Annotated in this window: 26 protein-coding genes; 20 read left to right on the top strand and 6 right to left on the bottom strand. The window is 49.2% G+C overall.

Going from position 1 to position 26,986, the window contains the following annotated elements:
- Window positions 1-28: 28 nt before the first annotated feature.
- From wecB to mreB, 14 genes are all read left to right on the top strand, one after another.
- Complete coding sequence (wecB, locus tag Q9R23_RS07585; protein ID WP_214852105.1) at window positions 29-1,162, top strand: non-hydrolyzing UDP-N-acetylglucosamine 2-epimerase; 1,134 nt, start codon at window positions 29-31, stop codon at window positions 1,160-1,162.
- 764 nt (window positions 1,163-1,926) lie between these two features.
- On the top strand, window positions 1,927-2,145 hold the full coding sequence (locus tag Q9R23_RS07580; protein ID WP_023469502.1) for an AtpZ/AtpI family protein: 219 nt from the start codon (window positions 1,927-1,929) through the stop codon (window positions 2,143-2,145).
- Window positions 2,100-2,528, top strand: coding sequence for an ATP synthase subunit I (locus tag Q9R23_RS07575; RefSeq protein ID WP_311246752.1), 429 nt, complete (start codon window positions 2,100-2,102; stop codon window positions 2,526-2,528). The genes Q9R23_RS07580 and Q9R23_RS07575 overlap by 46 nt, the downstream gene beginning before the upstream one ends.
- Before the next feature lie 8 nt (window positions 2,529-2,536).
- The gene (gene atpB, locus Q9R23_RS07570; RefSeq protein WP_290756405.1) at window positions 2,537-3,280 is read left to right on the top strand and encodes a F0F1 ATP synthase subunit A; all 744 of its coding nucleotides are present in this window, start codon (window positions 2,537-2,539) and stop codon (window positions 3,278-3,280) included.
- A 75-nt stretch (window positions 3,281-3,355) separates the two neighbouring features.
- Complete coding sequence (gene atpE / locus Q9R23_RS07565; protein ID WP_023469499.1) at window positions 3,356-3,568, top strand: F0F1 ATP synthase subunit C; 213 nt, start codon at window positions 3,356-3,358, stop codon at window positions 3,566-3,568.
- A 127-nt stretch (window positions 3,569-3,695) separates the two neighbouring features.
- A complete protein-coding gene (gene atpF / locus Q9R23_RS07560; protein ID WP_023469498.1) occupies window positions 3,696-4,229 on the top strand; it encodes a F0F1 ATP synthase subunit B in 534 nt (177 codons plus the stop codon).
- The gene (locus Q9R23_RS07555) at window positions 4,229-4,762 is read left to right on the top strand and encodes a F0F1 ATP synthase subunit delta (protein WP_023469497.1); all 534 of its coding nucleotides are present in this window, start codon (window positions 4,229-4,231) and stop codon (window positions 4,760-4,762) included. Before atpF ends, Q9R23_RS07555 begins: the two co-directional genes overlap by 1 nt.
- Before the next feature lie 19 nt (window positions 4,763-4,781).
- Window positions 4,782-6,290, top strand: coding sequence for a F0F1 ATP synthase subunit alpha (gene atpA / locus Q9R23_RS07550; RefSeq protein ID WP_035395863.1), 1,509 nt, complete (start codon window positions 4,782-4,784; stop codon window positions 6,288-6,290).
- A 42-nt stretch (window positions 6,291-6,332) separates the two neighbouring features.
- A complete protein-coding gene (gene atpG, locus Q9R23_RS07545) occupies window positions 6,333-7,184 on the top strand; it encodes an ATP synthase F1 subunit gamma (RefSeq protein ID WP_058704130.1) in 852 nt (283 codons plus the stop codon).
- Between the two features lie 36 nt (window positions 7,185-7,220).
- Window positions 7,221-8,639 carry a F0F1 ATP synthase subunit beta gene (gene atpD / locus Q9R23_RS07540; protein ID WP_058704129.1) on the top strand — a complete coding sequence of 473 codons (1,419 nt, stop codon included), beginning with the start codon at window positions 7,221-7,223 and terminating at the stop codon, window positions 8,637-8,639.
- A gap of 26 nt (window positions 8,640-8,665) precedes the next feature.
- A complete protein-coding gene (locus tag Q9R23_RS07535) occupies window positions 8,666-9,079 on the top strand; it encodes a F0F1 ATP synthase subunit epsilon (protein ID WP_023469493.1) in 414 nt (137 codons plus the stop codon).
- Between the two features lie 317 nt (window positions 9,080-9,396).
- The gene (locus Q9R23_RS07530) at window positions 9,397-9,630 is read left to right on the top strand and encodes a DUF1146 domain-containing protein (protein WP_215147020.1); all 234 of its coding nucleotides are present in this window, start codon (window positions 9,397-9,399) and stop codon (window positions 9,628-9,630) included.
- 251 nt (window positions 9,631-9,881) lie between these two features.
- Window positions 9,882-11,186 carry a UDP-N-acetylglucosamine 1-carboxyvinyltransferase gene (murA, locus tag Q9R23_RS07525; protein ID WP_311246751.1) on the top strand — a complete coding sequence of 435 codons (1,305 nt, stop codon included), beginning with the start codon at window positions 9,882-9,884 and terminating at the stop codon, window positions 11,184-11,186.
- A 217-nt stretch (window positions 11,187-11,403) separates the two neighbouring features.
- Window positions 11,404-12,384 carry a rod shape-determining protein MreB gene (gene mreB, locus Q9R23_RS07520; protein ID WP_050676945.1) on the top strand — a complete coding sequence of 327 codons (981 nt, stop codon included), beginning with the start codon at window positions 11,404-11,406 and terminating at the stop codon, window positions 12,382-12,384.
- A 474-nt stretch (window positions 12,385-12,858) separates the two neighbouring features.
- Here mreB and Q9R23_RS07515 read toward each other — a convergent pair whose 3' ends face one another.
- The gene (locus Q9R23_RS07515) at window positions 12,859-13,728 is read right to left on the bottom strand and encodes a hypothetical protein (RefSeq protein ID WP_311246750.1); all 870 of its coding nucleotides are present in this window, start codon (window positions 13,726-13,728) and stop codon (window positions 12,859-12,861) included.
- A gap of 234 nt (window positions 13,729-13,962) precedes the next feature.
- The gene (tnpB, locus tag Q9R23_RS07510; protein ID WP_311246749.1) at window positions 13,963-15,135 is read right to left on the bottom strand and encodes an IS200/IS605 family element RNA-guided endonuclease TnpB; all 1,173 of its coding nucleotides are present in this window, start codon (window positions 15,133-15,135) and stop codon (window positions 13,963-13,965) included.
- A gap of 138 nt (window positions 15,136-15,273) precedes the next feature.
- Between tnpB and Q9R23_RS07505 the strand changes: the two genes are divergently transcribed.
- The 3 genes from Q9R23_RS07505 to Q9R23_RS07495 all read left to right on the top strand — a co-directional run bounded on the left by Q9R23_RS07505 (window position 15,274) and on the right by Q9R23_RS07495 (window position 18,335).
- On the top strand, window positions 15,274-16,473 hold the full coding sequence (locus Q9R23_RS07505) for a multidrug efflux MFS transporter (protein WP_311246748.1): 1,200 nt from the start codon (window positions 15,274-15,276) through the stop codon (window positions 16,471-16,473).
- Between the two features lie 277 nt (window positions 16,474-16,750).
- A complete protein-coding gene (locus Q9R23_RS07500; RefSeq protein WP_214852125.1) occupies window positions 16,751-17,539 on the top strand; it encodes a flagellar hook-basal body protein in 789 nt (262 codons plus the stop codon).
- Window positions 17,540-17,552: 13 nt separating this feature from the next.
- A complete protein-coding gene (locus Q9R23_RS07495; protein WP_290756433.1) occupies window positions 17,553-18,335 on the top strand; it encodes a flagellar hook-basal body protein in 783 nt (260 codons plus the stop codon).
- Between the two features lie 51 nt (window positions 18,336-18,386).
- Here Q9R23_RS07495 and Q9R23_RS07490 read toward each other — a convergent pair whose 3' ends face one another.
- Together Q9R23_RS07490 and Q9R23_RS07485 are read right to left on the bottom strand one after the other, a co-directional pair.
- A complete protein-coding gene (locus Q9R23_RS07490; RefSeq protein WP_311246747.1) occupies window positions 18,387-19,235 on the bottom strand; it encodes an NAD(P)-dependent oxidoreductase in 849 nt (282 codons plus the stop codon).
- Between the two features lie 100 nt (window positions 19,236-19,335).
- Window positions 19,336-21,876, bottom strand: a complete 2,541-nt coding sequence (locus Q9R23_RS07485; protein ID WP_311246746.1) for an ATP-binding protein — start codon at window positions 21,874-21,876, stop codon at window positions 19,336-19,338.
- A 250-nt stretch (window positions 21,877-22,126) separates the two neighbouring features.
- Here Q9R23_RS07485 and Q9R23_RS07480 point away from each other — a divergent pair, with 250 nt between their 5' ends.
- Both Q9R23_RS07480 and Q9R23_RS07475 read left to right on the top strand, forming a co-directional pair.
- Complete coding sequence (locus tag Q9R23_RS07480; RefSeq protein WP_290756442.1) at window positions 22,127-23,284, top strand: AI-2E family transporter; 1,158 nt, start codon at window positions 22,127-22,129, stop codon at window positions 23,282-23,284.
- Window positions 23,285-23,350: 66 nt separating this feature from the next.
- Window positions 23,351-23,674: a winged helix-turn-helix transcriptional regulator gene (locus Q9R23_RS07475; RefSeq protein ID WP_035410591.1), complete on the top strand. Its 324-nt coding sequence runs from the start codon at window positions 23,351-23,353 to the stop codon at window positions 23,672-23,674.
- A 213-nt stretch (window positions 23,675-23,887) separates the two neighbouring features.
- Here Q9R23_RS07475 and Q9R23_RS07470 read toward each other — a convergent pair whose 3' ends face one another.
- Complete coding sequence (locus Q9R23_RS07470; RefSeq protein WP_311246745.1) at window positions 23,888-24,820, bottom strand: class F sortase; 933 nt, start codon at window positions 24,818-24,820, stop codon at window positions 23,888-23,890.
- A gap of 93 nt (window positions 24,821-24,913) precedes the next feature.
- Window positions 24,914-26,284, bottom strand: a complete 1,371-nt coding sequence (locus tag Q9R23_RS07465; protein ID WP_311246744.1) for a copper amine oxidase — start codon at window positions 26,282-26,284, stop codon at window positions 24,914-24,916.
- 405 nt (window positions 26,285-26,689) lie between these two features.
- Here Q9R23_RS07465 and Q9R23_RS07460 point away from each other — a divergent pair, with 405 nt between their 5' ends.
- The gene (locus Q9R23_RS07460; protein ID WP_214852135.1) at window positions 26,690-26,986 is read left to right on the top strand and encodes a DNA-directed RNA polymerase subunit beta; all 297 of its coding nucleotides are present in this window, start codon (window positions 26,690-26,692) and stop codon (window positions 26,984-26,986) included.

Raw genomic sequence — 26,986 nt, 5'->3', positions numbered from 1 at the left:
GAAAAAAGGAAAAAAGGAGGAAGTCACCATGCCGATTACAGTCATGCCGATTTTCGGGACACGACCGGAAGCTATCAAGATGGCACCGCTCGTCAACGCCCTGAAGCAACACCCTGCTTTTGATGTTCATGTTACGATCACTGCCCAACACCGCGAGATGCTCGATCAAGTGCTCGATCTGTTTGAGATCGAACCGGATCATGATTTAAATATCATGAAACAACGTCAAACACTCATCGACATCACGACGCGGGGTCTTGAAGGACTTGATGCCATCATGAAGGACATCAAACCGGATCTCGTCCTCGTCCATGGGGATACGACGACGACGTTCGTCGGAAGCCTTGCTGCTTATTACAATCAGATCGCGGTCGGTCACGTCGAGGCGGGATTGCGGACCTATAATAAGTACTCTCCGTTCCCGGAAGAGGTCAATCGTCAGTTGACGTCGACGCTCGCGGACTTACATTTCGCTCCGACAGCGCAAGCGGCAGCGAATCTCGCATCCGAAAATCGTCACGCCGGTGTCTACATCACAGGAAACACGGCGATCGATGCTCTGCAAACGACCGTCCAATCGGATTACGTCCATCCGATGCTCGAGACGGTCGGGGACCGGAAGTTGATCTTGATGACAGCGCACCGTCGTGAGAACCAAGGCGAGAAGATGCACCAAATGTTCCGGGCGATTCGTCGCCTCGTCGATGCGTTCCCGGAGACGCACGTCGTCTATCCGGTCCACCTCAATCCAGTCGTTCAAGAAGCGGCGAAGAAGGTTTTTGAAGGGCATGATCGGATTTCGTTGATCGCTCCACTCGACGTCTTCGATTTCCATAACTTCGCGAGCCGTGCCCATTTGATCTTAACTGACTCGGGTGGCGTACAAGAAGAAGCACCATCACTCGGTGTTCCTGTTCTTGTCTTACGCGATACGACGGAACGTCCGGAAGGGATTACTGCCGGAACGTTGAAGCTTGCCGGAACGGAAGAAGAGACGATCTATCAGATGGCAACAGAACTCTTGACGAACAAAACACTTTATCAGGAGATGGCGCATGCTTCAAACCCGTATGGAGACGGTCACGCCTCAGAACGCATCGTCCAAGCGATTCTGCATCACTTCGGTCAAGGAGAAGCACCGGCACCGTTACTCACACAATGAAGTAGGACAGCACGCGTCATCACCCGACTCCTACAGGAAAAAGCGCGACAAGTCGCGCTGTCAGAGACGAACAAGACCCGAATTCACGGACCGGAAGGAACGTGAATCCTGGCTTGTGTCTCGCCTGAGGAAAGCGGGTGAAGGAAGCGTGGAGAATTCAAAGCGAGATAAAATACTAGTATATGTAGCTTCCTACATGAAGGAGCTATATTATTTTTGTCATTTCCGCTAAATTCAGCCCATTTGTTTAGAAAATGTAAAACCAGATGACCTTGAAACTGGAAAGGAAACGATGACGATTCAAGCTGTGACTTAGCGCACGATTAAAAAATGGAAATCGCTGAAATGTATTGTTACAAACAGATGTCAGAGCTGTTTTTATGTCCTGATTAGGAAGCGTTTTCAATTGTGAACAAAAAATGTTTTTTCACAAAATCGACACAAATCAATTTTAGAGGTCTTGTTTCGGTTTAACGGGCACGATATAACGTTACTGTTCAACGGTTTTGTTCACCATATGAACAATCTCTTTAACCGTTGATAGCACTACATATTTTCTTCACATCTTCGTGAAATGACTTGCATGTAAGACATCTGTGAAAACCTTATCAATCGTTGATATGTATAGGTTTTTCGGCTCTGTTTTTATTGTGAATTCATTTGACTATGAAAGCTGCTTCATTGTATTCTTGACTAGTATGAAAATCCGCAAATTGTGGGAAAGAAAAAGAACTCACAATTGGGAAAAAAGGGGGTCGTCTCTAGTGCGCCAAAGTGGGCTCGCGAAGAGTATGGTCATGGCCTCGCAAATTTCGACGGCACTGGCTGCACCGATCGTCATTGGCTTTTTGGTTGGGAACTATGGGGAACAACAACAATGGTGGGAAAAAATGGGTGCGACGTTCGCCGTGTTCATCGGGATTTTCATCGGCATTCTTTGCATGATCGCCATGATCAGGCACTTGTTAGGGGAGAAGACATGAACATCATCCTTCAAGATGCGTTGTATCGTGCGTACTTACGATGGTTTGGACTCTTTTACGGGATCCTTGCTGTCCTGCTGCTCATCGGACGCCCGAGTGAACCGGTCATCTATGGACTGGCGCTTGGTGGAACTGGCAGCTTTCTGATCTTGACGCTTCAACGACTCAGCGTCGATCGGATGTATCGTGTAATCGAGACGGGGCGTAAGCCGATGTCTCGTGGGACCGTTTCACGCATGGCGGTCGCGGTACTTTGTGTGATGATCGGTTTGAAATATCAAACTGAATTGTCATTAACTGCGGTGGTAATAGGCCTTCTCGCCGGCCACGTCATACAATTTTGTGAGTTCTTGACTCACGAACTCAAGCGGGAAAAGAGGTGAATAGTCAAATGAACCACGAAATGCCACTTTACGAAATCCCACTCTGGGGTGACTTCGTTCTGTACGGTAGCTGGACGAACTTGATCACAGTATTGATTGCTGCTGCTCTCGTCTTCTTGATTGCCGTGGCCGGTACGCGACGTCTTGTGATGAAGCCAACCGGTGCTCAAAACGTGATGGAGATGTTCCTCGAATTCGTTCGCGGTATCATCAGCAGCACGATGGACTGGAAAACAGGGGGTCGCTTCCTTACGTTCGGAATGACATTATTCCTGTTCATCCTTGTATCCAACATCATGGGTCTCCCATTCAACGTCGTGACGGGACACTACATTTGGTTCAACTCACCAACTGCAGATCCTTACGTGACACTGGCACTTTCATCTCTCGTAGTGGTCATGAGCCATTACTACGGTGTGAAGATGCGCGGCTTCGGCGCTTATGCGAAAACATTCATGACGCCGATGTTTATCATTACCATCATCGAGGAGTTTGCAAACACGTTGACGCTCGGTCTTCGTCTTTACGGAAACATCTTCGCTGGTGAGATCATGATCGGAATCATTCTTTCGATCGGTATCGTCTCTGGTACGAACGATTTCCAATTCCTCGGACCAGTCGGCGCGATCATCTCGGGTATCCCGATGTTGATCTGGCAAGGATTCTCACTCTTCATCGGTGGTATCCAAGCGTACATCTTCCTTATCCTGACGATGGTTTACATCGGACATAAGGCAGCGCACGACCATTAATTCGAAGGTAAAGCATCCGCTTTTCCGATAACAGCACGACAAATCAATGAACATACTCTAGGGAGGCAATTTATCATGAATCTTATTGCAACAGCGATCATCATCGGACTCGGCGCACTCGGCGCAGGTATCGGTAACGGTCTTATCGTAAACGGTACAGTATTAGGTCAAGCACGTCAGCCAGAACTCAAAAACGAACTTCGTCAAACAATGTTCATCGGTATCGGTCTCGTCGAGGCACTTCCAATCATCGGTGTAGCGGTCGGTTTCCTTCTTCTCAACTCTTAATCCACGATTAACGAGAACGGACTACATAGGGCGCTATTCGTTCAACGTTTGAGTGAACCGTCACGGGAGCTTAGGCTCCCTTATGTAGATATTGAAGTTGAACCAACCACGAGGGGAGTGTAATCGAATGAATCTAACGTATCTTGCGGCAGAGGCTGGTGGCGAAGGCAACCAACTCTTATTAGCCAACATGATCGTCACGATCGTCGTTTTCCTCTTGCTCCTCATCCTCTTGAAGAAATTCGCATGGGGCCCGCTCGTCAACATGATGAAAGCGCGGGAAGAGCATGTGGCTAGCGAGATCAACTCGGCTGAAAAGAGCCGTAAAGACGCTGAAGTCTACGTAGAACAACAACGCGAAGAATTAAACAAGGCGCGTACGGAAGCACGCGATCTTTTAGAAGCATCACGCCGTCAGGCAGAAGCAGAGCAAGCACGTGCGATGGAGCAGGCACGTCTTGAATCCGAAATGAGTAAGGAAGAAGCTCGCCGTGCGATCGAACGTGAACGCGCTGAAGCACAAGCTGCTTTGAAGAACGATGTCGCTCTTCAAGCAATCGCTGCAGCACGCCACGTCATGAAAACACAGCTTGCGACGGACGAAGCCGCTCAAAAAGCACTCGTCGATCAATTCCTTGCTGATACTAAGGGCACGAACTAATGCGTGATCACGTAGCGGGACGCTACGCAAAAGCGCTCTTCGATCTTGCGCTTGAGCACCATGTGCTCGAGCAAGCAGAAGCTGATGTGCGGACGCTCGGCGAAGTGCTCCACGCAACACCAGAGCTCGCTTCGGTTTTAGATAACCCATCGATTTCTGCTGAAGAGCTCAAGCAAGTTCTTCAAACAAGCTTCACTGGCTTCAACTCGATCGTCTTGAACACGTTGCTCGTCATGGTCGAAAACGACCGGGCGGCAGAAATCGTCACGTTACCGGAACACTTCATTGCATTGTTGAATGAACACCGCAATGTCGCGACGGCAATCGTCACGAGTGCATACAAATTGTCAGACGAGGAACTCACGAAAGTGAAAGAGACGTTTGGCCAAAAATCAGGTAAAACGCTTGAAGTCGAGAACGTCGTCGACACGAGTGTCATCGGAGGACTTCGCGTTCAAATCGGTTACACGACATATGACGGTACGATCGAAACTAAACTAACGCGCCTTGAGCGTGAGCTGTTAAAAGCGTAAGAAAATAGGGGTGAAACGCATGAGCATTAGAGCTGAAGAAATCAGCGCCCTGCTTAAAGCGCGTATCGCGCAGTACGGTTCTACGATGGAAGTGAACGAGACAGGTACGGTCATCCAAATCGGTGATGGTATCGCTCGTGCACACGGACTCGACAACGTCATGTCGGGAGAGCTCGTAGAATTCGCTAACGGCACAATGGGCTTGGCGCAAAACTTAGAAGAAGGCAACGTCGGTATCATCATCCTCGGTGACTACCTTGAAATCAAAGAAGGCGACTCTGTTCGCCGTACGGGCCGCATCATGGAAGTACCAACTGGAGACGCACTCCTCGGACGTGTCGTCAACCCACTCGGTATGCCAATCGATGGTCTTGGTCCAATCGAAACAGAACACTACAACCCGATCGAGCGTAAGGCGTCTGGCGTCATGGCGCGTAAATCGGTACACGAACCACTTCAGACAGGAATCAAGGCGATCGATGCCCTCGTTCCAATCGGTCGTGGACAGCGTGAGTTGATCATCGGTGACCGTCAGACGGGTAAGACGTCGATCGCGATCGATACGATCATCAATCAAAAAGAAGAAAACATGATCTGTATCTACGTCGCAATCGGACAAAAAGAATCAACAGTCCGTGGCGTCGTCGAGACGCTCCGTAAAAACGGTGCCCTCGATTACACGATCGTCGTTTCGGCAGCGGCTTCACAGCCGGCTCCACTTCTTTACCTCGCACCATTCGCAGGTGTCGCGATGGGTGAACACTTCATGGACCAAGGCAAACACGTTCTTGTCATCTATGATGATCTTTCAAAACAAGCAGCTGCTTACCGTGAGCTTTCACTTCTCTTGAAACGCCCACCAGGCCGCGAAGCTTACCCAGGGGATGTCTTCTACCTCCACTCACGCCTTCTTGAGCGTGCGGCGAAGTTGAACGACGAGCTTGGCGCAGGTAGCTTGACTGCCCTTCCGTTCATCGAGACGCAAGCGTCGGATATCTCAGCTTATATCCCGACGAACGTTATCTCGATCACGGATGGTCAAATTTTCCTTCAATCGGATCTCTTCTTCTCAGGTGTCCGTCCCGCGATCAACCCGGGTCTCTCGGTATCGCGTGTAGGTGGTTCGGCTCAAGTAAAAGCGATGAAGAAGGTAGCGGGTACGCTCCGTCTTGACCTCGCATCTTACCGTGAGCTTGAAGCATTCGCTCAGTTCGGATCTGACCTTGATAAAGCGACTCAATCGAAGCTTAACCGTGGTGAGCGGACAGTTGAAGTCTTGAAACAGGACTTGAACCAACCACTTACTGTCGATAAGCAAGTCATCATCATCTATGCCTTGACTCGTGGTCACCTTGATGATGTTGCTGTAACGGATATTCGTCGTTTTGAAAAGGAACTCAACCTCTGGCTCGATCAAAACCGCAAACAACTTTGCGATGAGATCCGTAAGACAGGTAACCTTCCAGCAGACGAAGAGCTCGTAGCAGCAATCTCAGAATTTAAGAAAACGTTCCAAGCGACGGTCTAATCCGGCGGAACGCTCTTGAAACTAACAAGGTGGTGAATCGAAATGGCATCGTTGCGCGAGATACAAACGCGGATCAACTCGACGAAAAGTACGAAACAGATCACGAAAGCGATGAACATGGTTTCGGCGTCGAAACTGAACCGCGCTCAAGCACATAGCGCGAAGTTCCAACCTTACATGCTGAAAATGCAAGAGGTACTCGGAACCATTGCGAATGGCACGACAGGTGCGAGCCATCCGATGCTCGAGAAACGTCCCGTCAAAAAGACAGGATATATCGTCATCACATCGGATCGCGGCTTAGCTGGTGCATATAACGCCAACGTGCTGCGTGAAGTCTACCGGGAAATCAAAGAAAAGCATACTACGGACAGTTACGTTCTCTTCGTGGTCGGTAAAGTCGGTGTCCAGTTCTTCCGTTCACGCGGAATCACGGTCACGGATGCGATCACAGGCTTGAACGATTCTCCTTCGTATGTCGACGTCGCTGAGATCGTGAAGCGCACAGTGAGTGCGTTCACGATCGGCGAAATCGACGAGCTCAAGCTGTGCTACAACCACTTCTTATCTGTCATCAGCCAGGAAGTGAAAGTCGAAACCCTTCTCCCACTCGGAGAAATCGAAGCTTCGTCTTCGACGACTTATGAGTACGAGCCAAGCGAGGAACAAATCCTTGCAGAACTCCTCCCGCGTTATGCGGAGAGCTTGATCTTCGGTGCGCTTCTTGACGCGAAAGTAGCAGAACATGCGTCACGTATGACAGCAATGCAAAGTGCGACAGATAACGCAGATGACTTGATCGGTCGATTGACTCTCGTCTACAACCGAGCTCGACAAGCTGCGATCACGCAAGAAATCACAGAGATCGTCAGTGGGGCTGCTGCGCAGCAGTAATCCCGACTGGCGTAACGATAGGTAGGAGGAAACACGATGAACGAACTCGGTTTAAAAGGCCGCGTCGTCGCGGTCATGGGACCTGTCATCGACGTTAAGTTCGAAGGACACTTACCGAACATCTACAACGCGCTCCGTATTCAATATACGCCGCAAACTGTAGAAGAAGTGGCTATCGACTTGACGCTTGAGGTCGCCCTGCACCTTGGTGACGACGTCGTCCGTACCATTGCGATGGACTCTACGGATGGAGTACGCCGTGGAATGGAAGTACTCGATACGAATGCTCCAATCTCGGTACCCGTCGGAGAAGCGACACTTGGTCGCGTCTTCAACGTACTCGGTAACCCAATTGATGAAAAAGAAATCGCTGCTGACGTGGAACGTCTTCCAATCCACAAAAAAGCACCGACTTTCGATAACCTTTCAACGAAAGTTGAAATCCTCGAGACTGGAATTAAAGTCGTCGACTTGCTCGCTCCTTACATCAAGGGTGGTAAGATCGGTCTCTTCGGTGGTGCCGGTGTAGGTAAGACCGTCCTCATCCAGGAATTGATCAACAACATCGCCCAAGAGCACAGCGGTATCTCGGTATTCGCAGGTGTTGGTGAGCGGACGCGTGAAGGAAATGACTTGTTCCACGAGATGACGGATTCAGGCGTTATCAAACAAACAGCGATGGTCTTCGGTCAGATGAACGAACCACCGGGTGCACGTCTTCGTGTTGCCTTGACTGGTTTGACGATGGCGGAATACTTCCGTGATGAGCAAGGACAAGACGTTCTTCTCTTCGTTGATAACATCTTCCGTTACACACAAGCGGGTTCTGAGGTATCGGCCCTTCTCGGTCGTATGCCATCTGCCGTTGGTTACCAACCGACACTCGCAACAGAGATGGGTATGCTCCAAGAGCGAATCACATCAACAAACAAAGGTTCGGTTACATCGATCCAAGCGGTTTATGTACCAGCCGATGACTATACTGACCCGGCTCCTGCAACGACGTTTGCTCACTTAGATGCAACGACGAACCTTGAGCGCCGTCTCTCTGAGATGGGGATCTATCCTGCCGTGGATCCACTTGCTTCGACATCACGTGCCCTTTCACCGGAAATCGTCGGCGAAGAGCACTACAGTGTCGCTCGTCAAGTTCAGGAAACACTTCAGCGTTATAAAGAACTTCAAGATATCATCGCGATCCTCGGTATGGACGAGTTGTCAGAAGACGACAAATTAACTGTACACCGTGCGCGTCGTATCCAGTTCTTCTTGTCGCAGAACTTCCACGTAGCTGAGCAGTTCACAGGACAAAAAGGATCGTACGTCCCAGTTAAGGATACGATCCGCGGCTTCAAAGAAATCCTCGAAGGTAAACACGATGACTTAACGGAAGAAGCATTCCGTCTCGTCGGTCCGATCGAAGATGCGATTGAAAAAGCGAAGGCGCTTGTCTAAGTGACAAAGCATAAGGGGGACTTGAGATGAACACACTTCATGTCAATATCGTCACCCCGGATGGCGAAGTGTATGATGGCGATATCCGTATGGTCGTTGCGAAGACGATTTCTGGTGAGATCGGGGTTCTCCCGCACCACGTCCCACTCGTGACACCACTCGATATCAGCATCTTGAAGTTGCGCCACGAAGATGGCGGACGCACGTTGATCGCTATCAGCGGTGGCTTTATGGAAGTGCGCCAGGATACTGTAACGGTTCTTGCGGAAACTGCGGAGCAAGCAGACAAGGTCGATTACGACCGGGCTGCAGCTGCGAAGGTTCGCGCAGAACGTCGTCTCCAGGACACGAAATTATCAGAACTCGAATTCAAGCGTGCTGAACTTTCACTGAAACGAGCAGTTAACCGTCTCAGCTTGAAAGACTACGGTCGCGATTGATTCGACCAAAGACCCGAATTCCTTTGCGGAATCGGGTCTTTTTTTGTACGATACGTCAGTGGTTTTTCTAAAGACAAACGTTTTCCCAAGAGGGAGAACGATACAGGTTTAAAACGCCGTAAAAATGTAAAAGTACATTATATGCCTCGTCTTCACAATTTCTTCAACATTTTTTCTTTGGAAGACTAAATTTATCTTCAATAAATATATTTTATACGCTAAAATTAATTCAGCGTGTTCTTTTTTGTTTGCGCAATCATTCATTTTATGAAATCATAGTAAAGTTGGAGAATCTATGAAGAAGAGGTGCAACGAAAGTGACATCTATTGGTATGAGTGCGTTAGTTAGTATGCTGGTCTACATCGTAGCGATTCTACTCGCTTGGTGGTCCTTATTACCAGTCAAATGGGAGAAAATCCTGCAACATCCTAAAGGACCGCATGCGGTAGCCTTGCGAACGATTCTAGCCATTGCACTCGGATCGATCGTCGCTCGCTTTTTATTGGATTATGCCGGTTTTGCACAGCGTCTTCAGTTTTTAATTGGGTGAACTTGTAACTGCATTGTAAACCCTGAAATGGTAATTTGTTTTAACATGGAACAGGACACTGCTCTTTCAATGAAGGAACACAGTCATTTAGCAATCATCTAACACTATAATCGAAACGTCGTATTGGCTTTGGAGTAAGAGATCAACTATAGGGAAGTTTCTTTTCTAACATTCGTTGAATTCCAACTATGATCCTCACCAATCACGAATTGAACATACTAGAACAGAAACGAAGCAGAGGAGTAGGGAGAATGGAAAAAATCGTTGTCCGTGGCGGACGTAAATTAGCTGGAACAGTCAAAGTAGAAGGTGCAAAGAACGCGGTCTTAAAAACACTCGTCGCGACATTGCTTGCATCAGAGGGCCAATCGGTTCTTCAAAACGTACCACGTCTAGCAGACGTCTATACAATCAATAACGTCTTACGCAACTTGAATGCGGAAGTCGAGTTCGACGCTGAAGCAAACACGGTGACAGTCAATGCCGAACCGAATCTTAAAGATGAAGCGCCACTCGAATACGTCCGTAAGATGCGGGCTTCGATCCTCGTCATGGGTCCATTACTTGCACGTCTCGGTCGCGCACGTGTCGCGATGCCAGGTGGCTGTGCGATTGGTTCACGTCCAATCGATCTTCACCTAAAAGGCTTCGAAGCGATGGGCGCGAAGACGATCATCGGAAACGGATTCGTCGAAGCACATGTCGACGGTCGTCTCAAAGGTGCGAAAATTTACCTCGACTTCCCATCAGTCGGTGCGACAGAAAACATCATGATGGCTGCGACACTCGCAGAAGGAACGACAATCATTGAAAACGTCGCAAAAGAACCAGAAATCGTTGATCTTGCGAACTTCTTGAACGCAATGGGCGCAAAAGTCCGCGGTGCAGGTACAGAAACGATCCGCATCGAAGGCGTCGAGAAATTATATGGTGCGACACACTACGTCATTCCGGACCGGATCGAAGCAGGTACGTTCATGATCGCAGCAGCAATCACAGAAGGTGACGTCGAAGTCATCGGTGCTGAGCGCGAACACCTTCGTCCACTCATCTCGAAGATGGAAGAGATGGGCGTTAAGATCACGGATACAGAAGAAGGTCTCCGTGTCGTCGGTCCAGCGAAACTCGAAGCAGTCGACGTCAAGACGATGCCACACCCAGGTTTCCCGACAGACGTTCAGGCACAAATGATGGCACTTGTTCTCAAGGCAGGCGGCACATCGGTCATCACGGAAACAGTCTTCGAGAACCGCTTCATGCACGTCGAAGAATTCCGTCGCATGAACGCGGATATCAAAATCGAAGGTCGTTCATCGATCATCAATGGCGGCGTGCAATTACAAGGCGCAGAAGTGCTTTCAACAGACCTTCGCTCAGGTGCGGCACTCGTCACAGCAGGATTGATCGCTGAAGGCGAAACGCGCGTTGGCGCACTTCACCACATCGACCGTGGATACGTCGACTTCCACTTGAAGTTACAAGCACTTGGTGCAGACGTAGAACGTGTGACAGAAGAAGCGGCAGTCGTTGAAGAAACAGCTGCAACAAAACTTTAAGCACTCATTCAAGAGCATTCTCTCGTTTCCGGGAGGATGCTTTTTTTGTCGTCTTTTCAAAAAGATGACAATGAAATCAGAAAAGCCGAAAAAGAAAGTCGTTTCACGATGGGGCATATGCTAGAATTGAAAGGTATGTATACATAAATGGGTTAGACGTCCAAACGACGTTCTATATTTTGGAAGAATAGCCAGTGGGTAAAGGAGAGCACACGAGATGTTTTCAAGAGATATCGGAATCGACTTAGGGACGGCGAATGTCGTCATTCATGTAAAAGGTAGAGGTATTGTCCTCGATGAGCCATCGGTCGTCGCGATCGATAAGGCGACAGGCAAGATTCACGCGGTAGGGACAGAAGCACACTTGATGGTGGGCCGGACACCGGGAAACATCGTGGCCATTCGACCGCTTCAAGACGGCGTCATTGCTGATTTCGAAATGACAGAAGCGATGCTACGCCATTTCATCGATAAGATTGAGGTCCGTAAGATGTTCGGTGGAGTCCGCATGTTGATTTGTACACCAGCAAGCATCACAACGGTTGAAGCGAAAGCAATTCGTCAAGCCGGTGAAAAGTCAGGCGCGAAGACGGTCTTCCTTGAAGTCGAGCCGAAGGTCGCAGCAGTTGGGGCCGGTATGGACATTTGGATGCCAGCAGGGCACATGGTCATTGATATCGGTGGTGGAACGACGGATGTTGCCGTCCTTTCAATGGGTGATATCGTTTGCGGTGAAACGATCAAAGTCGCAGGTGACCGGTTTGATCACGACATCATCCGCTCGATCAAGGATACGCATAAGTTGATCATCGGGGAACGAACAGCACAAGCCGTCAAGACGACGGTCGCGACGGTCTCAGAAGACGGACGTCGTGAACAGATGGATATTCGCGGACGTAATCTCGTGACGGGCTTACCGCACAACATCACGGTGACATCAGAAGAGATGCATGATGCACTTGCAGAAGCAGCAATGGAGATCGTCGAAGCAACGAAGCGTGTGCTCGAGAAGACACCACCAGAGCTTGCTGCGGACATCATCGACCGTGGCATCATCCTGACGGGTGGGGGCGCACTTCTTGACGGAATCGACCAGTTACTTGCAAAAGAACTCGGCCTACCGGTTCTGATCGCAGAAGATCCGATGTTATGTGTCGCACGCGGTACAGGGATCATGCTCGACAATCTTGGGAAGTAAGAGCGTGTCAGCGTAAAGGATATGATTTTTCGTAAAAATTCATTCCTATAACGACCGTCTTGTCCTTCTCGCTTTCCACAGGCGGGAGGTAAGCCCCGACAGCGCGCATTTCATGCGAGTTGTCGGGGCTTACCTATCCCTGACGAAAGTGCTGCTTGCACTTTCTTTTCCTGCAGGAGTCGAGAATGGACAAGTTCGTTCGATACGAATCAAACCAATAGGGAGTCCGGTTTCCGAAGTACGTATCGGAAACTGGACTCCCCTTGTTTTAAACATAATGCTTAGTCCATAATGTCATGGTACTAAATGATTATGTGCCTCCTTGTGCTTCATCCGACTCCTACAGGAAAAAGCGCAAATTTTTGCGCTGTCAGAGACAAACAAGACCTGGGTTCACTGTTATACGAACAGTGAAGACTGGCTTGTGTCTCGCTTGAGGAAAGCGGATGAAAAGTAAAGGGGCATAAAGATGACTTACTGCGTACTACGCATGAAAGCCTGGTACGCTTCAAAATCATGATAGACGATGGCACTTGGTGGCAACGAACTTGCCATCGTCTGATTGACGAGCTGATTCAGCTGCGTCCGTGTTTTGCCGTAGAACGTAATGTCTGGTGTTTCCGGAAGCTCCGTGAATTCGATCGCATACGATAAACGATATCCGTTACTCGCCGCATACAGTGCATCCGACATCGTGATGGCGCCAAGTCCGTTACTACCACCATAAACGGTCCGGTAACTCATCAACGTGACTTCGTCAGCGAGGTCCATCGCCCACTCGCTAAGGGAACGCCCACCTGCATCCTGTACGGTATGGAACCAGAACGGGAGGAACAGTTGTAGCGGTAATCCTTCAGCAGATGATTTCTCACGGAAGGCGAGTAAGATCCGTTCATAAGAGGCGATGACTCCTGGCTGGTCCGTCTCCCATTCCGGTAAGGCGTACGGTTCGAGATCGACACTGATACCGTCCGGATGACTGATCGTCTCCTGCTGATAGGTCGAGATCCAGGCTAGCGGATCCTCGACGTTCGGTCGAGCTGTCGTTCCTTCGTTTGTAATCCAGCGTGGCTGTCCGAACAGAAAGTAGACTTCGATTCCGACAGCATGCGCTTTTTCAACGAACGTTCGGTAGAGAGTACGGTCACCCTCGACAGCGACATGCAGATAGACACGTTTCATCTGTCTGTTTGCCAGCTGATTGATCTTCGTTGAAATGGATTTGGCCTCTGGGATGGACCAGATGACCGTGTGACGAGTGACGGAAACGGCAGCTGAACTCTTGAGTGGTAGTCCGAATTGAAGCAACGACAGGCAGACTACGCCAATCAAAAAGCGTTTCATTTCAATTTCACTCCTTCGTGTGGATTACCTTACTATCGGTCGTTACGCATTGACTTATATGCATCAAAGGTCCTGTTCTACACTTTGACAGTTCAAATCCTAGACATTTCATAATGTGAAGTGTATATTAAAAGTTGTTGTTTTGAAATGAATTGTCAATTGAACTACCTCCACTTACGCTTTGCTTAGAGGCGGAGGATTCCTGAGTTATCCGACCTAACGGTCGAAACGTTATCAGGCTAACCCCGTCGTCCCGACGGTTGAAGAGGCCAAGATTCGTTCGGCTTCTTGTTTGAGGTTCAGTCCTGCGTTCACATCTCGGTCGTGATGGACCCAGCAACTCGGGCATGTCCATTCACGTAGGGCAAGATGTTTCACGTCTTTGTGTTGATGGCCGCAACTCGAACAGAGCTGGCTCGAGGCAAAGGTCTTCCCGACCTTCACGACGGTCTTGCCGTACCAGTCGGCTTTATACTCGAGCATGCGGAAGAACTCCGACCAGCTGACCTCGGAGATGGACTTGCTCAACTTGCGGTTCTTCTGCATGTTCTTTACTTGCAAGGTCTCGATTCCGATGACGTCGTGGTTTTTGACGATCTCGGTCGATACCTTGTGCAGGAAGTCAGTCCGCTTGTTGGCGATCTTTTCATGGATGTAGGCGACCTTCCGCTTCTGCTTCTGGTAGTTCTTCGCCTCGGAGAGTTTGATCTTTTTGTTCAGGGCGATGAGCTGACGTCGGGACAGCTTCCGTTGTTCGCGCGCCAGCTTCTTCTCTAGCATGCGGAAGTAGCGGTCGTTTTTGTACACCGTGCCGTCCGACAGGATGGCAAAGTGCTTCAGCCCGACGTCGACGCCGACGGACGAGCCGGTCTTGGGTAGTTCGTTGACCTCCTGCTCGACGAGCAGGGAGACGAAGTATTTGCCAGAAACCGTTCGTCGGATCGTGGCGTTCAAGATGCGACCCTCGACCTGTTTCGACTTGGCGAAACGAACCCACTTCATCTTCGGGAGTTTGAGGTTATTCCCGACAATCGAGACTTCAGGTAGTTGGGACCTTCCCTGGATATTTGTCTTATAGGATTGGACAGGGTTTCGCTTCGATTTGAAGCGAGGTCGTTCGTTCTGCTTTTTGAAAAAGCGGTCGTAGGCATCGGCTAGATGCCTGACACTGGTCTGTACAGACGTGCTATCAACTTCTTTTAACCAGTCGAACTCCTGCTTCAACAAAGGGAGTTCTTTCGAACAAGAGCCGTAGGATAGTCCTTTTCCTGTCGCCTTAAAGGTTTCATTCCACTTCGCCAAGAAGTGGTTGAAGACGAATCGTGAACAACCGATCGTCTTGGCGATCAGGATTTCTTGCTCTTTTGTCGGATAGATTCTGAATTTGTAAGCCTTATGTTTCAACATGATTTTTCACCTCCTTGAAGGTGGTATACCCTAAAGGATAGTTGGCGATTCATCTCCCACTTTCACTAGGGCTTCGCCTTCAACGTTTAGAAGTGGGGGTATTCTCGCCTAATTTTGATAAAAGGAAGTGATGCCACAATGCCATTGTGGAAAAGAAATTTAGTAGTCGTCTGGTTCGGTAGTTTTTTGACCGCTGCCGCCCTCAGTCTTGTATTACCGTTTTTGCCTTTATTCATTGAAGAACTCGGTGTCGACAGCCGACAAGATATTACGACGTGGTCCGGGATTGCCTTTGGTGCCACCTTCCTCGTCGCTGCGATCGTCTCACCGATTTGGGGACGTCTTGCCGATCGAAAAGGGCGTAAGCTCATGCTACTCCGAGCAAGTCTTGGTATGTCGATCGTCATGTTCTTAATCAGTTTCGTTCAAGACGTGTATCAACTCGTATTCTTACGTCTTGTCATGGGAGCCGTATCCGGATTCATCTCAGCCGGGATTACAATGGTTGCTTCCCAAACCCCAAAAGAGAAAAGTGGCTGGGCGCTCGGCACCCTGTCGACCGGTGGGATTGCCGGTGGATTGCTAGGACCTCTCATTGGAGGATTCCTCGCCGACGTTGTTGGGCTTCGACCCGTTTTTCTCTTTACGAGCGTTCCGCTCTTCATTACCTTCCTCGTGACCTACTTCTTCGTCAAAGAAGAATTCGTCCCACTGGAAGTCAAAAAGATGGCGTCTGGGAAAGAAATCATCCAGTCACTTCGCCATCCGGAACTCATTTTAAGCCTTTTCTTGACGACGTTCCTGATTCAGTTCGCGGCACAATCGATTAGTCCGATTCTGTCGCTGTATGTCCGGGAACTCAGTCCAGGTACCGAACGACTCGCCTTGTTATCTGGGATTGTTGCCTCGGCACCAGGGATTGCGGCACTGATCGCTGCACAACGGCTGGGTCGTCTATCTGATAAGATTGGCGCTGAGCGTGTCTTATTCTTTGCATTACTCGTCTTTGCAGCTTTCTTGATTCCGCAAGCATTCGTCACGGATACAAGTCAATTGATCGTCTTACGGATGGGAATCGGTTTTGCGACAGCAGCACTGCTGCCATCTGTTCAAACCTTGTTACGGAAGAATACGCCAGCGCATGCATCGGGACGGATCTTTGGATACAACCAGTCTGCGCAGTTCATGGGGAACTTCATGGGACCACTCGCAGGTGGACAGATTGCCGGTCACTTTGGTTTTGAAGCGCTGTTCCTCTTTACTGGCTTGATCGTCATCACGAATGCGGTGCTAGAACGATCACAAACGGCTGTCTTAAAGAAAAATCCGAATAACTAATGAGAAGCTTCCATTTCCTAGACTGTGTTTGGGGAACGGAAGCTTTTTTCATAGGATTCACCTTAAGTATCTTTAAATTAGTATCTAAAGTATAACAATATTTGTAAATTTTTAATATACAAGCTATGGAAAAGCGGATTATGGAATTGAAGTAGGTCTTTCGATGCATCTCTAATGGATATTACCGTTTTGTTCAAAAAAGCTCATAATTCCTCTTCGGTCGACCGATATACTGAAAGGAAAGAATTGAACATGAAGTCAATGAGGAGATGAATGCATGCTACGAGGAATGTATACGGCGTCAAATGCGATGCAGGCATTACAACGTCAACAGGAAATGCTCAGTAACAACTTGGCGAATGCGCGGACGCCGGGCTTCCGCGCTGATCAAGCGTCACTCCGGACGTTTCCGGAGATGCTGATCCAGCAGACAGCAAACAATGAACGGACGGGGGTGCGGGGAGTCGCGACGGTCGGGAAACTCGCGACCGGTGTCTTCATGCAGGCAGCGACCCCGAACTTCACGCAAGGTTCGATCACGGAGACAGGCAATGCGACCGATCTGCAAATCAGTTCACTTGAAGGAGCACCGCTTTTCACGATTCGTCACCGGGATCCGTTGACAGGAGAGGAAGAGACGCTTTATACGACGAACGGACAGTTTGCCGTCGGACAAGACGGTCTACTCCGGACGACAGAGAATGATCTCGTTCTTGATACGAACGGGCAACCACTCGACGTCGTCAATGAGGACTTCAAAGTTGACGCGGACGGAGCCGTCACGGATGGAAATGGTCAAGCGATCGGCAATCTCGGTCTCGTCGTAACGGATCAACCGGAGACGCTCGAACGGACCGGAAATGGTCTATTCCGGTCAACCAATCCATTGAATGCCGGAAACGTTCGAGTCGATCAAGGTGTACTCGAACTCGGAAATGTCGAGATTGAACAGACGATGGCGGAGATGAATGCTGGTCTGCGTCAGTTCGAAGCCAATCAAAAAGTCATTCAAGCGTACGACCGGACAGCAGAAAAAGCTGTTTCCGAAATCGGACGCGTTCGCTAAATAGGAGGATATGATGCAATCAATCTATACATCCGCAAGTACGATGGGACAACTGCAAAAACAGCTTGATACGACCGGGCAAAACCTTGCCAATGTTGATACGAACGGCTATAAACGGCGGGATGCTCAGTTCAATGAACTACTCGTCCGTAACATCAATAACCAAGCGACAGGCTTCACACCAGGTCCCTTGACGACGCCAGAAGGTCTTCGACTCGGCGTCGGTGGTTATGTCGCGAACGAAGCGACACGTTTTGGCGTCGGAACATTCCGGACGACGGATCGAAAACTCGATGCGGCACTCGGAAACCCGCACCATTTCTTCGGTGTCATCGATACGGATGGCGTGACGAAGTTTACGCGGGACGGAAACTTCCAGTTGTCGCCGCAAGCGAACGGACAAGTCCTGTTGACGGACGATGCCGGGCGCTCCGTCATCAACCAGGCGAATGATCCAATCGTCTTACCGGCGAACGCGACCGAGATTGAACTGAACAAGGACGGCAACATCACCGGCATCTTAAACGGGGATCGTCGTGTCCTCGCTCGAGTGGGTGTCGCGAACATCCCGAACTACGGAGAGCTGACGGAAGTCGGGGGTGGCTTGTTCACAGCAACCGGACAATACCAGAATGCGACGGGTAATCCGTTGACGGTCGGTCGGCTTGAGACATCGAACGTCGATATGGCGCTTGAGATGACGAACTTGACGCAGCTCCAGCGAGCGTATCAGTTTAACTCGAAAGCGTTGATGACGAGTGATCAGATGATGGGGATCGTCACGTCACTGAAATAAAACATCACAAAAGGGTGATGCTTCTCACAAGAGAGGTATCACCCCTTTTCATTATTTTTCCTGTAACGCAAGATAGATCGCGGCCATGTCCGCGTCGCCGTAAGCGGGTTTCGCATCAGTGTAGCTAGCGTCCGTTGCTTGCGCAAGGGGTAGCTCAAGCTGTTGTCGTCTCGCTTCTGCCGTGATGAGTCCAAGATCCTTTGCCATCAGACGGAGCGAGAAAGCAGACGGGAAGTCGTTCTTCCGGTACATGTCACGTTTACCGCTGAAGAGGGGAGTGTTCATCCCGGAAGCACTGATCATCTGGATCAGCTTCTCTTTCTCGAGCCCGGCGCCTTCTCCAAGCAGTAATGTTTCCGCGACCCCTTGGCCGACGACTGCGAGCAATAAATTGATGGCGAGCTTCGCCGCACTGCCTGAGCCATGTGGTCCAAAATGAATCGTTTCCTTGCCAAGTAGGTCAAAATACGGCTGACAAGTCGCGACGACGTTCCCGTCACCTCCGGCAAGCAGGACGAGCTGACCGTTTTCTGCGACCGGAACGGAGCCCGAGACAGGCGATTCCAGATACGTCCCGTCATTCTTTTCGACGAGATGAGCCATCTCCTTCGTTTCTTCTGGTGATATTGTACTTAAGTTAACGATCGTCTTACCGGTGAGGTTCTCTTGGATACTTTCGAGAACGGACGCGACGGCAGGTCCGTCCGCTAACATGACGAAGAGAATGTCGCTCTGACGTACCACGTCCTGTACTTCTTTGACAGCTGTTGCTCCTAATTCTGTCAACGGAGCAGTCTTTTCATACGTCCGGTTATAGACGATCAGATCATGACCGCCGTCGAGTAGCCGTTTTGCCATCGGTACACCCATATGTCCTAAACCGATCCATCCGAGTTTCATGTCGATTCCTCCTTAAAATAATGCGCTTTTGACTATACCCCTCGCTTCGCCGAATCTAACGACAAAACAGACCGTCCACATGATGTGAACGGTCGTGTGATTAATCTTCATAGGTGAGGATGGTCGAAATAACGGCGATAGGGAAACGAATCGTAAAGGTTGATCCGACACCGACGACGGATTCGACATCAATCGTTCCGTTGTGGTGCTTGACGATCTCCTTACAAATCGACAGACCAAGACCGGTTCCGCCAATTTTGCGTGTCTCGGAGTTATCGACACGATAGAACTTATCGAACAATTTCGGAAGGGCGTCTTGCGGAATCCCGATGCCTTCATCTTGGATACGGATTTGAGCGAAACCAAGTTCATTTGTAATCCGTATCAAGACTGTACCACCGTTTGGCGAATACTTGACTGCGTTGCTGAGCAGGTTGTTCAGCAACTGTTTCATCTTTTCCGCATCCCCGTCGATCATGATTGGTCCACGAGCCTCGAAATCAATTATATGCGTCTCATGGGAGACATCATAAAACTCAATCAAGTCCTGGGCAAGTTCAACGACATCGAACGTCGTCATCTCATAACGGTGTTCACTCGACTCCATACGCTGGACATCGAGGAAGTCGTTGACGAGTGTCGTCAGGCGACCGGTCTCGGAGTGGATCGTCTGGAGGTACTTCCGTTGCCGTTCCTCCTCGAACCGTTTGTTGAGCATCAGCTCCGTGAAGCCATAGATCGAAGAGAGCGGTGTCCGTAACTCATGCGAGACGGTCGAGACGAACTCCTCTTTCATCCGCTCGGCTTCCGTTTCTTTCGTCACGTCGCGGAGAACGAGCATCGTACCGACCCACAGGCCATCGACCTCGATCTTCTCAGCGTAGATCTGGATGTAAGTACTATGCTTGCGGATCGAGACGATCAAGCTGTCTTTCGGTAAATCGAGTTCGACGATCTGTTCGATGTAACGTTCGAATGCTGCCGGTTCGTCAATGATGTCAGCGAGTGCTTGCATCGCTTGCTCGAAGGCAGAACGTTCTTCGTCTTCGAACGTTGTCGGGACTTCCGGAAACAACGTCATGAGGGGTTCGTTGACGAGCAACTCATCCGTCTCATGTTCGATGTAGACGACAGCTTCGCGAATCGAGTTCAACAGTTGCGTCGTCTTGTTCTTCTCGCGGATCATTTCCTCATAGATCCCCATCCGTAGGAGAGAGAGCGACAATTGATGCGAGAACGACAAGATGTCGCTCATCTGCTCCGTCGTGAAGGCATCACGATAACGAACGAGATAGATGCAGGCGATCATATGCTCTTTTGACGGATCAAGGACCGGAACCGCGACTTCATACATATAGTACGGGTACGGAAGCGGGCTTTCGTGCGCTACCTGTTTCGATGAGTGCACAGGACGCTTCAAGAGACGTGCCCGGTGCAGGAGCGACTGATCGTCAGAGGCGAGACGACCGACCATCTCTTCTGTCATTCCGTAATCGATCGTCGAGCGGACTTCCTGTTGATCGAGGAACAAGAGGGCACCGATTTCAGAATGCGTGATCGAGACGAGTTTCTCGATGATTTCCGGATAAGCCGTCAACGTCTCACGAGAAGCAAGCGTCTCAGTCAGTTCATTGCGATACTTGAGGTGTTGTTCACTCCGAAGTGTGATATCAAGCGCTTCCTCGAGTTCTTCCTGCTGCGCTTGCAATTCTTCTTGCTGCGCGACGAGTTCTTCCTGTTGCGCTTGGAGTTCTTCGTTCTTCGCGAGCATATGGACTTTATTGTCCGCGATCGAAGCCGCCATCTGATTGAACGATGCCGTTAGCGTATGCAGTTCATCCTTACATTTCGGTAACGGAATCGCTTGGATGTCTTCCCCTGATGCAAGTAGAGCACTGTCGTGGGATAGCGTATTGATCTGTTTCGTGACGCGGCTGATGAATGGGCGAACGAGAGATAAGAGGACGAGAATCAAGACGACGAGATTCGACAGCCAGATGAACTGCGCGACACGCATCTCACTTAAAAGATCGTTTTTCGCGTCCATTTCCTTCTTTTCGATCAACGTCAGATAATCTGAAAGCAACGTATCAATCCGTGTCATGTCGACGTCTGCTTCTGATAAGCTGACCGACCCGCGTAACGTCCCATTTTTGGTGAACAAGTCTTTCCCGTTGGAAAGAGCAGCGAGCGTGTCAGGAGTCACAAAGTCTTCATTGATCTTCCCGTCCTTTTTTCCTTCGACGTATTCGTTGAGAAGTGGAAGAGATGTACCGAAATAATCGTTATAAATGCGACGAGTCGCTGTCGCATATTCTTTCCCTTGCTCATAAATTGCATACTTTTCGAACCACGTCGTCAGACGATTGATTTCCTGCTGATTCGTCTTCACCTGATCAAGTGTTTCCTGTGAACCAGTCAATAAGTAAGATTTGACGTTACTTTGCGCGACGGTCCATTCGTTAGCGAGTGCATTCGCATTCGTCCGCCGTTCACGTAAATCATCAAATGTTGCATTGGCTTGATCGATCTTCTGTTCCGTATAGAAATAGACGATCGCAGACGTGATGCTAAGCGCGACGAACACCATATAGAAGGCGAACATCAATTGACGACCGATGGTACGATTAATCCATTTCACTGGGGTATCCTCCGTATTCTGTTTTACATGTATGAAAAAGATTGCTTAAATGCCGAATATATTCATCTTACGTAGTTTTTAAGGTCTCGGCAAATTTGAATCTGCAAAAACCACTAAAACAAATATATCATATATTTGTTAATTAATATTAAATGATACATTTTTTAAGAATAAGGATTAAGAAGCAATGTTTTAAGGAAAAACCATAGAAGATATTGAACTTCATCATTTTAAGTAGGGAAGTGGTCAGATGCAAAAAATGTTTGAAAACAAATGGTATCGATTCGCATGGTGGGTCATGACATTGCTCATCATCGTCTGGATTGGCGATCATGTTACGTTCTTGTTCCGACCGATCGCAATTCTGCTTCAAATGGTCGTACCACCCCTTGCAATCGCTGGGATTCTCTACTATGTCCTGTTGCCAATCGTCGAGTTGCTCGAGAAAAAGATGAAGCGGCGACCTGCTGTCTTAATCGTGCTCGTCGGTTTAATCGGTATTTTAACGACACTCGGCTTCATCTTTGGTCCGATGTTGTCGGAGCAGATCACACAGTTCGTCAATTCGATACCGACGCTTGCGACACAGTTCCAGCGCCAATTGATTGACGTTCGAGACCAACTCGAAAACAGTGCAGCTTTTTCACGTTTCCTATCAGGACCGGATAACTTGTTCAATAAGTTCTCAGGGAATATCTCGGAATACGCATCGACGTTCCTGAAGAACATCGGTACGGGTGTCGGTGGATTCGTCAGCGTCCTGACGACAGCGGTCGTGACGATCATCATCATTCCGATCATGTTGATCTATATGTTACTTGACGGCGATAAGCTTAAAGGTAATCTCGTTAAGCTGATGCCGTATGAGTACCATAAGGAAACGCAAAAAATCCTCGGGGACGTCCACGTGACGATCATGAGCTACATCCGCGGGCAAGTCATCGTCAGTATCGGTGTCGGGATCATCGCCTATATCGGATATCTCATCATCGGGATCGATTATGCGTTGTTACTGGCCTTGTTTGCGACACTGACGAACATCATTCCGTTTCTCGGTCCGGTTCTCGGTGTCATTCCAGCATTGATCGTCGGGTTCATCCAGGATCCAATCCTTGCGATTTATGCGATCATCGTCATGACGGTCGCGCAACAGATCGATTCGCACATCATGTCACCACTCGTACAAGGGAAGACACTCGATGTCCATCCGTTGACGATCATCATCGTCTTGCTCGTCGCGGGGAACATCGCCGGTTTCTTCGGAGTCTTGCTAGGTGTACCGTTCTACGCTGTCATGAAGGTCGTCATCTTAAACATCCGTCGTCTCTATCACCTCCGATCGCAAAAGAAGATGGTCATCACGGAGGAAGAAAAGACGTTCGATACGATCATCACCGAGCGCGATTGAGTTTTGAAATTCATGTAAAAGTGCGTCATACTGAAAAGGTAGCTAAGAGAAGGGGGCAAGAATCAGATGGATTCACGTCATACCGAAGAACAAGCCGATCTACTGGCGTTGCAAAAATTTCAACACAACTTCGAGAACAGTCTCAAATCGAGTATCATTTATCTCTTACGTGATGGAGCGTTGACGATCGGGGAACTCGAGCAACGGATTGATCAGTCACACGGGCAAATCCTCGAGCAACTGCAGGAGCTGATTGAAGACGGACTCGTCATCCAGCAGATGTCTGAGAAAGTGCATGGACTGGCCTATTATTTGACGGCACCGGCAGAAGACCTCGTTCGACAATTCACGGAATCGATCCGGTGGAGTAAACAGCACATCCGATATTAAACAGCAGGATTCTAGACCTCTGAGCAGCTGCTCGGAGGTCTTTTTTACGTTTTTTAAAGCGATACTCCTATAAAAAGGGCATGCGAGGAAAGAACCAGATCAAAACAAGGCGATACATTTTTTTTCAATACTTCTGAACGAGCGAACGAGCTTGAAGAGTAGTAGATAAAAGCAGAGCAGGAACCAAATCATCCGTTGGTTCCTGCTCTGCTATCATTTTTGGACGGCGCTGAATGCGTCTTCGGATTCGATTCCGGCTTTACTGACTGCTGTGACGACGAAACGACCGGTTGCATCTTCAGGGAGCGGGAATGCTTTACGCTCGATCGATTCCGTTGTACCGAGTTTTTTACGTTTTCCGTCCTTCTCTTGATAGATGTTGTATTTGACGACATCCTCATCTGTTGAGGCATACCAGTTGATGAATCCACCACTGACACGGATGTTCGTCGCTGGTTTTGGTGGTGTCTTGACGGGATCCGATGCCTTTTCGTCTAGTTCCGTGAAGACGACGAGGCGGTTATCATACGTTCCTTGATTCTGATCGTACGTTCCGATACATGTAATCAAATTCAAGTTCCGGGTGTCGGCAGGACCGAAGATTTTCTTCAGTGGTGCCTTTAGGTGATTGTACTGGACGAGCTCTTTGACACGAAAGACGAGCTTACGTCCGGAAGCGTCCGTCACTTCGACCGGATCGCCCTTTTTCAGTTCATGCAGTTTATAGAAGATGGCTGGACCAGTCTTCGTATCGGTATGCCCGTCAATGACGGCGTTCCCGACATCACCCGGACGCGGACCGAACTTATACCAACCGGCTTGTTGTTCATTTTTAGGCGTTGCCATCGCGCCGTCTTGGTCGAGTCCGACTTGTTCGACCTTCGTCTTGATGTCGTGTTTCGGGATGAAGAGTTGTTTTGGGAGCTCGACCTCCGTGGTCGAGAGATCCTTGAACTCCTTCTTAAAGATTTCTGACGGCTTGAGCGGATCTTCCTTCGTCTCGGAAGAGGCCACGGATTCTGTTTTAGCATCACCTTGCGTGATGTTCGATGTGTCCGGTTTTGGTTGACCGAACAAGAGGAACAGCAATGTTCCGACCGATGCGACCATCAAAAGAATGCTCGCTGGTAATAGCCATCGTTTCATGTGCGCGTAGCTCCTTTCCGAGAGAAGGGGTTCCCCCTATGTAAAAAAACAGGATAGCGGATCGCTATCCTGTTATGGAGTATACCCAATTTCTTAGGCGTTTTGACGTTTGCGTGCGAGGACAAGACCAACTGCTCCGAGTGCAAGACCGAATACTGCGATCGCACCAGTTGTTGCAGCTGTATTGTTGTTGTCGCTCATACCACCGTTACCTGTGTTCGGCATTGATCCTGGAGTACCATCCATGAATTTCTCTGGTGATTGTTTGACGATGGCATCACCGAGGTTAGCCCCTACGCCGTACATGTAAGCGTAAGACTCACGGAATGTGTCGACAGAACCTTTGTAGTCGCCTTCAACATACTGCATGAATGTGTCTTGGACGTACGTCTCGTGACCTGATACGGCTTCTTGTGCTGCTTTTGTTGGAAGGTTTTCTTCTGTAACTGCACCAAGGAATGCGCCGAAGTCGTTCGAGAACATTTTGAGCATATCTTGCGCGTCACCCATCAATTTCTTGTCGTCGTTGACGGCTGCTGTGACAAGGTTCGCTTGGGCTTCGATGTGATTTTTCGTCCAAACTTGTTCGAATTGATCGGCACCGGCTTGACCGTAGATCGATTTGATGGCTGCTTTGAAGTCAGCTGTGTGCATATCTTCAGCCCAGTTTGCTGCATCGTAATCTTTCGCTTGGTCAACACCAGCTGTCATGCTGAGGTTTGCAAGAGCAACGTGTTCAGCTGCGAGGCTGTTGAGTGTTGAACGAAGATCTGCTGCTTTTGAGTCAGCTTTCGTGTTGTCGAATTTCTCAGGCATCTGTGTTGTGATTGCGACAGAGAGTGCTTTAGAGATATCATACATGCGGCTGTATCCTTCACGGAACGTGTTGTACGATCCTTCGTAGTCACCCGCTGCGTATTGTTGGAAAGTCTTGTAGACGTCTGCTTCGTGAGCACGGAGAACTTCTTCAGCTGCTGCTTTCGGGAGTTTACCTTCCGTTGCTGTATCGAGGAAGCTTGAGAGGTCTTGTACGAACTCTTCTGTTTCTTTCTTCGAAGCGTTGATACCGTCTTGGTCATCCGCTTTTACGGCTTTGACGAGGTCTGTCGTATATTTGTTGTGAGCAACGAAGATCTTCTCGAATTGTTTCGCGCCTTCGTCACCGTAGACAGAAGCGATCGCTGGCGTCATGTCGAGTGCGTTTTGTTTGAGTGCTGCTTCGTAATACTGTGCGTCTTTTGAACCGTCATATTGTTTCTTCATGTCCATGACAGCAAGAACGAAGTGCTCAGAGAGTAATTGATCGAGTGTGGCACGAAGGTCAGCGGCTTTCGTTTTGACCGTGACGTTTTTCGGTGCATCTTGTTTCATGTCTTCTCCGCCACCGGAAGCGACTGCTGCCGTTCCTGGTAGTACGAGTGCTGCTGCCATTGCTGATGCTGCGAATTTTTTCGTGTGTTTCATCTGAAATCATTCCTCTCATTTTTTGGTTTATTTGGTAGGTGTTTCTTGCCTGTTCTGAATAGCTTACGCATCACTGGTCGATTTGGATTGCATGAAGTTTTATTTTTTTGAATAGACTGTTGAAGTGATGTTTCATGCCATCCGGTGGCCCGTTGCTGCGTCGTTCTGGAAAGCTTACGCCGAGCCGTTCATTTTGGATTTAAAAAAATCGCCAAAAACCGCAGATCGTGGGAAACTGTTTTTCTGCTTCCTTATATACACAAACTAAAATTTTTTAGAGAAATTGCCTGTCTGGTCGTGTTACACTAGTTGCGGAACACGTTTTGTAGCGAATTTGGAACTATTTAATACCAGGTACTAATATGCTATACTGTTCTCAGACTGAATCAATGAAAGGTGATCAAGATGGTACAAAACCAAACAGGCACGGATCAGCCAACGCGTGAACGCCTGAAGAAGAAGCAACAGCCTTCGAACCAGGAAACCGGCAATCCGGAGCACAAATCAGAGCGACGTCTTCGTGCGTACTCGACACGCCGAGTTCCGATCGTCGTACGTGTACTGATCGTTCTCGTTCTCATCGTCGTAGCACTGATCGTCGGCGCAATGGTGGGTTATGCGACGTTTGGTGGTGGCGAGGCAATGGATGTGTTAAAGCTCGACACATGGACCCGCATCACCGATTTTTGGATGAAATCTTAA

It is taken from the genome of Exiguobacterium sp. BRG2 (assembly GCF_031844245.1).
In the GTDB taxonomy this organism is placed as follows: domain Bacteria; phylum Bacillota; class Bacilli; order Exiguobacteriales; family Exiguobacteriaceae; genus Exiguobacterium_A.
Note: the sequence above shows the minus strand (reverse complement) of the source record. Positions and strands in the feature narration are given on the sequence as shown.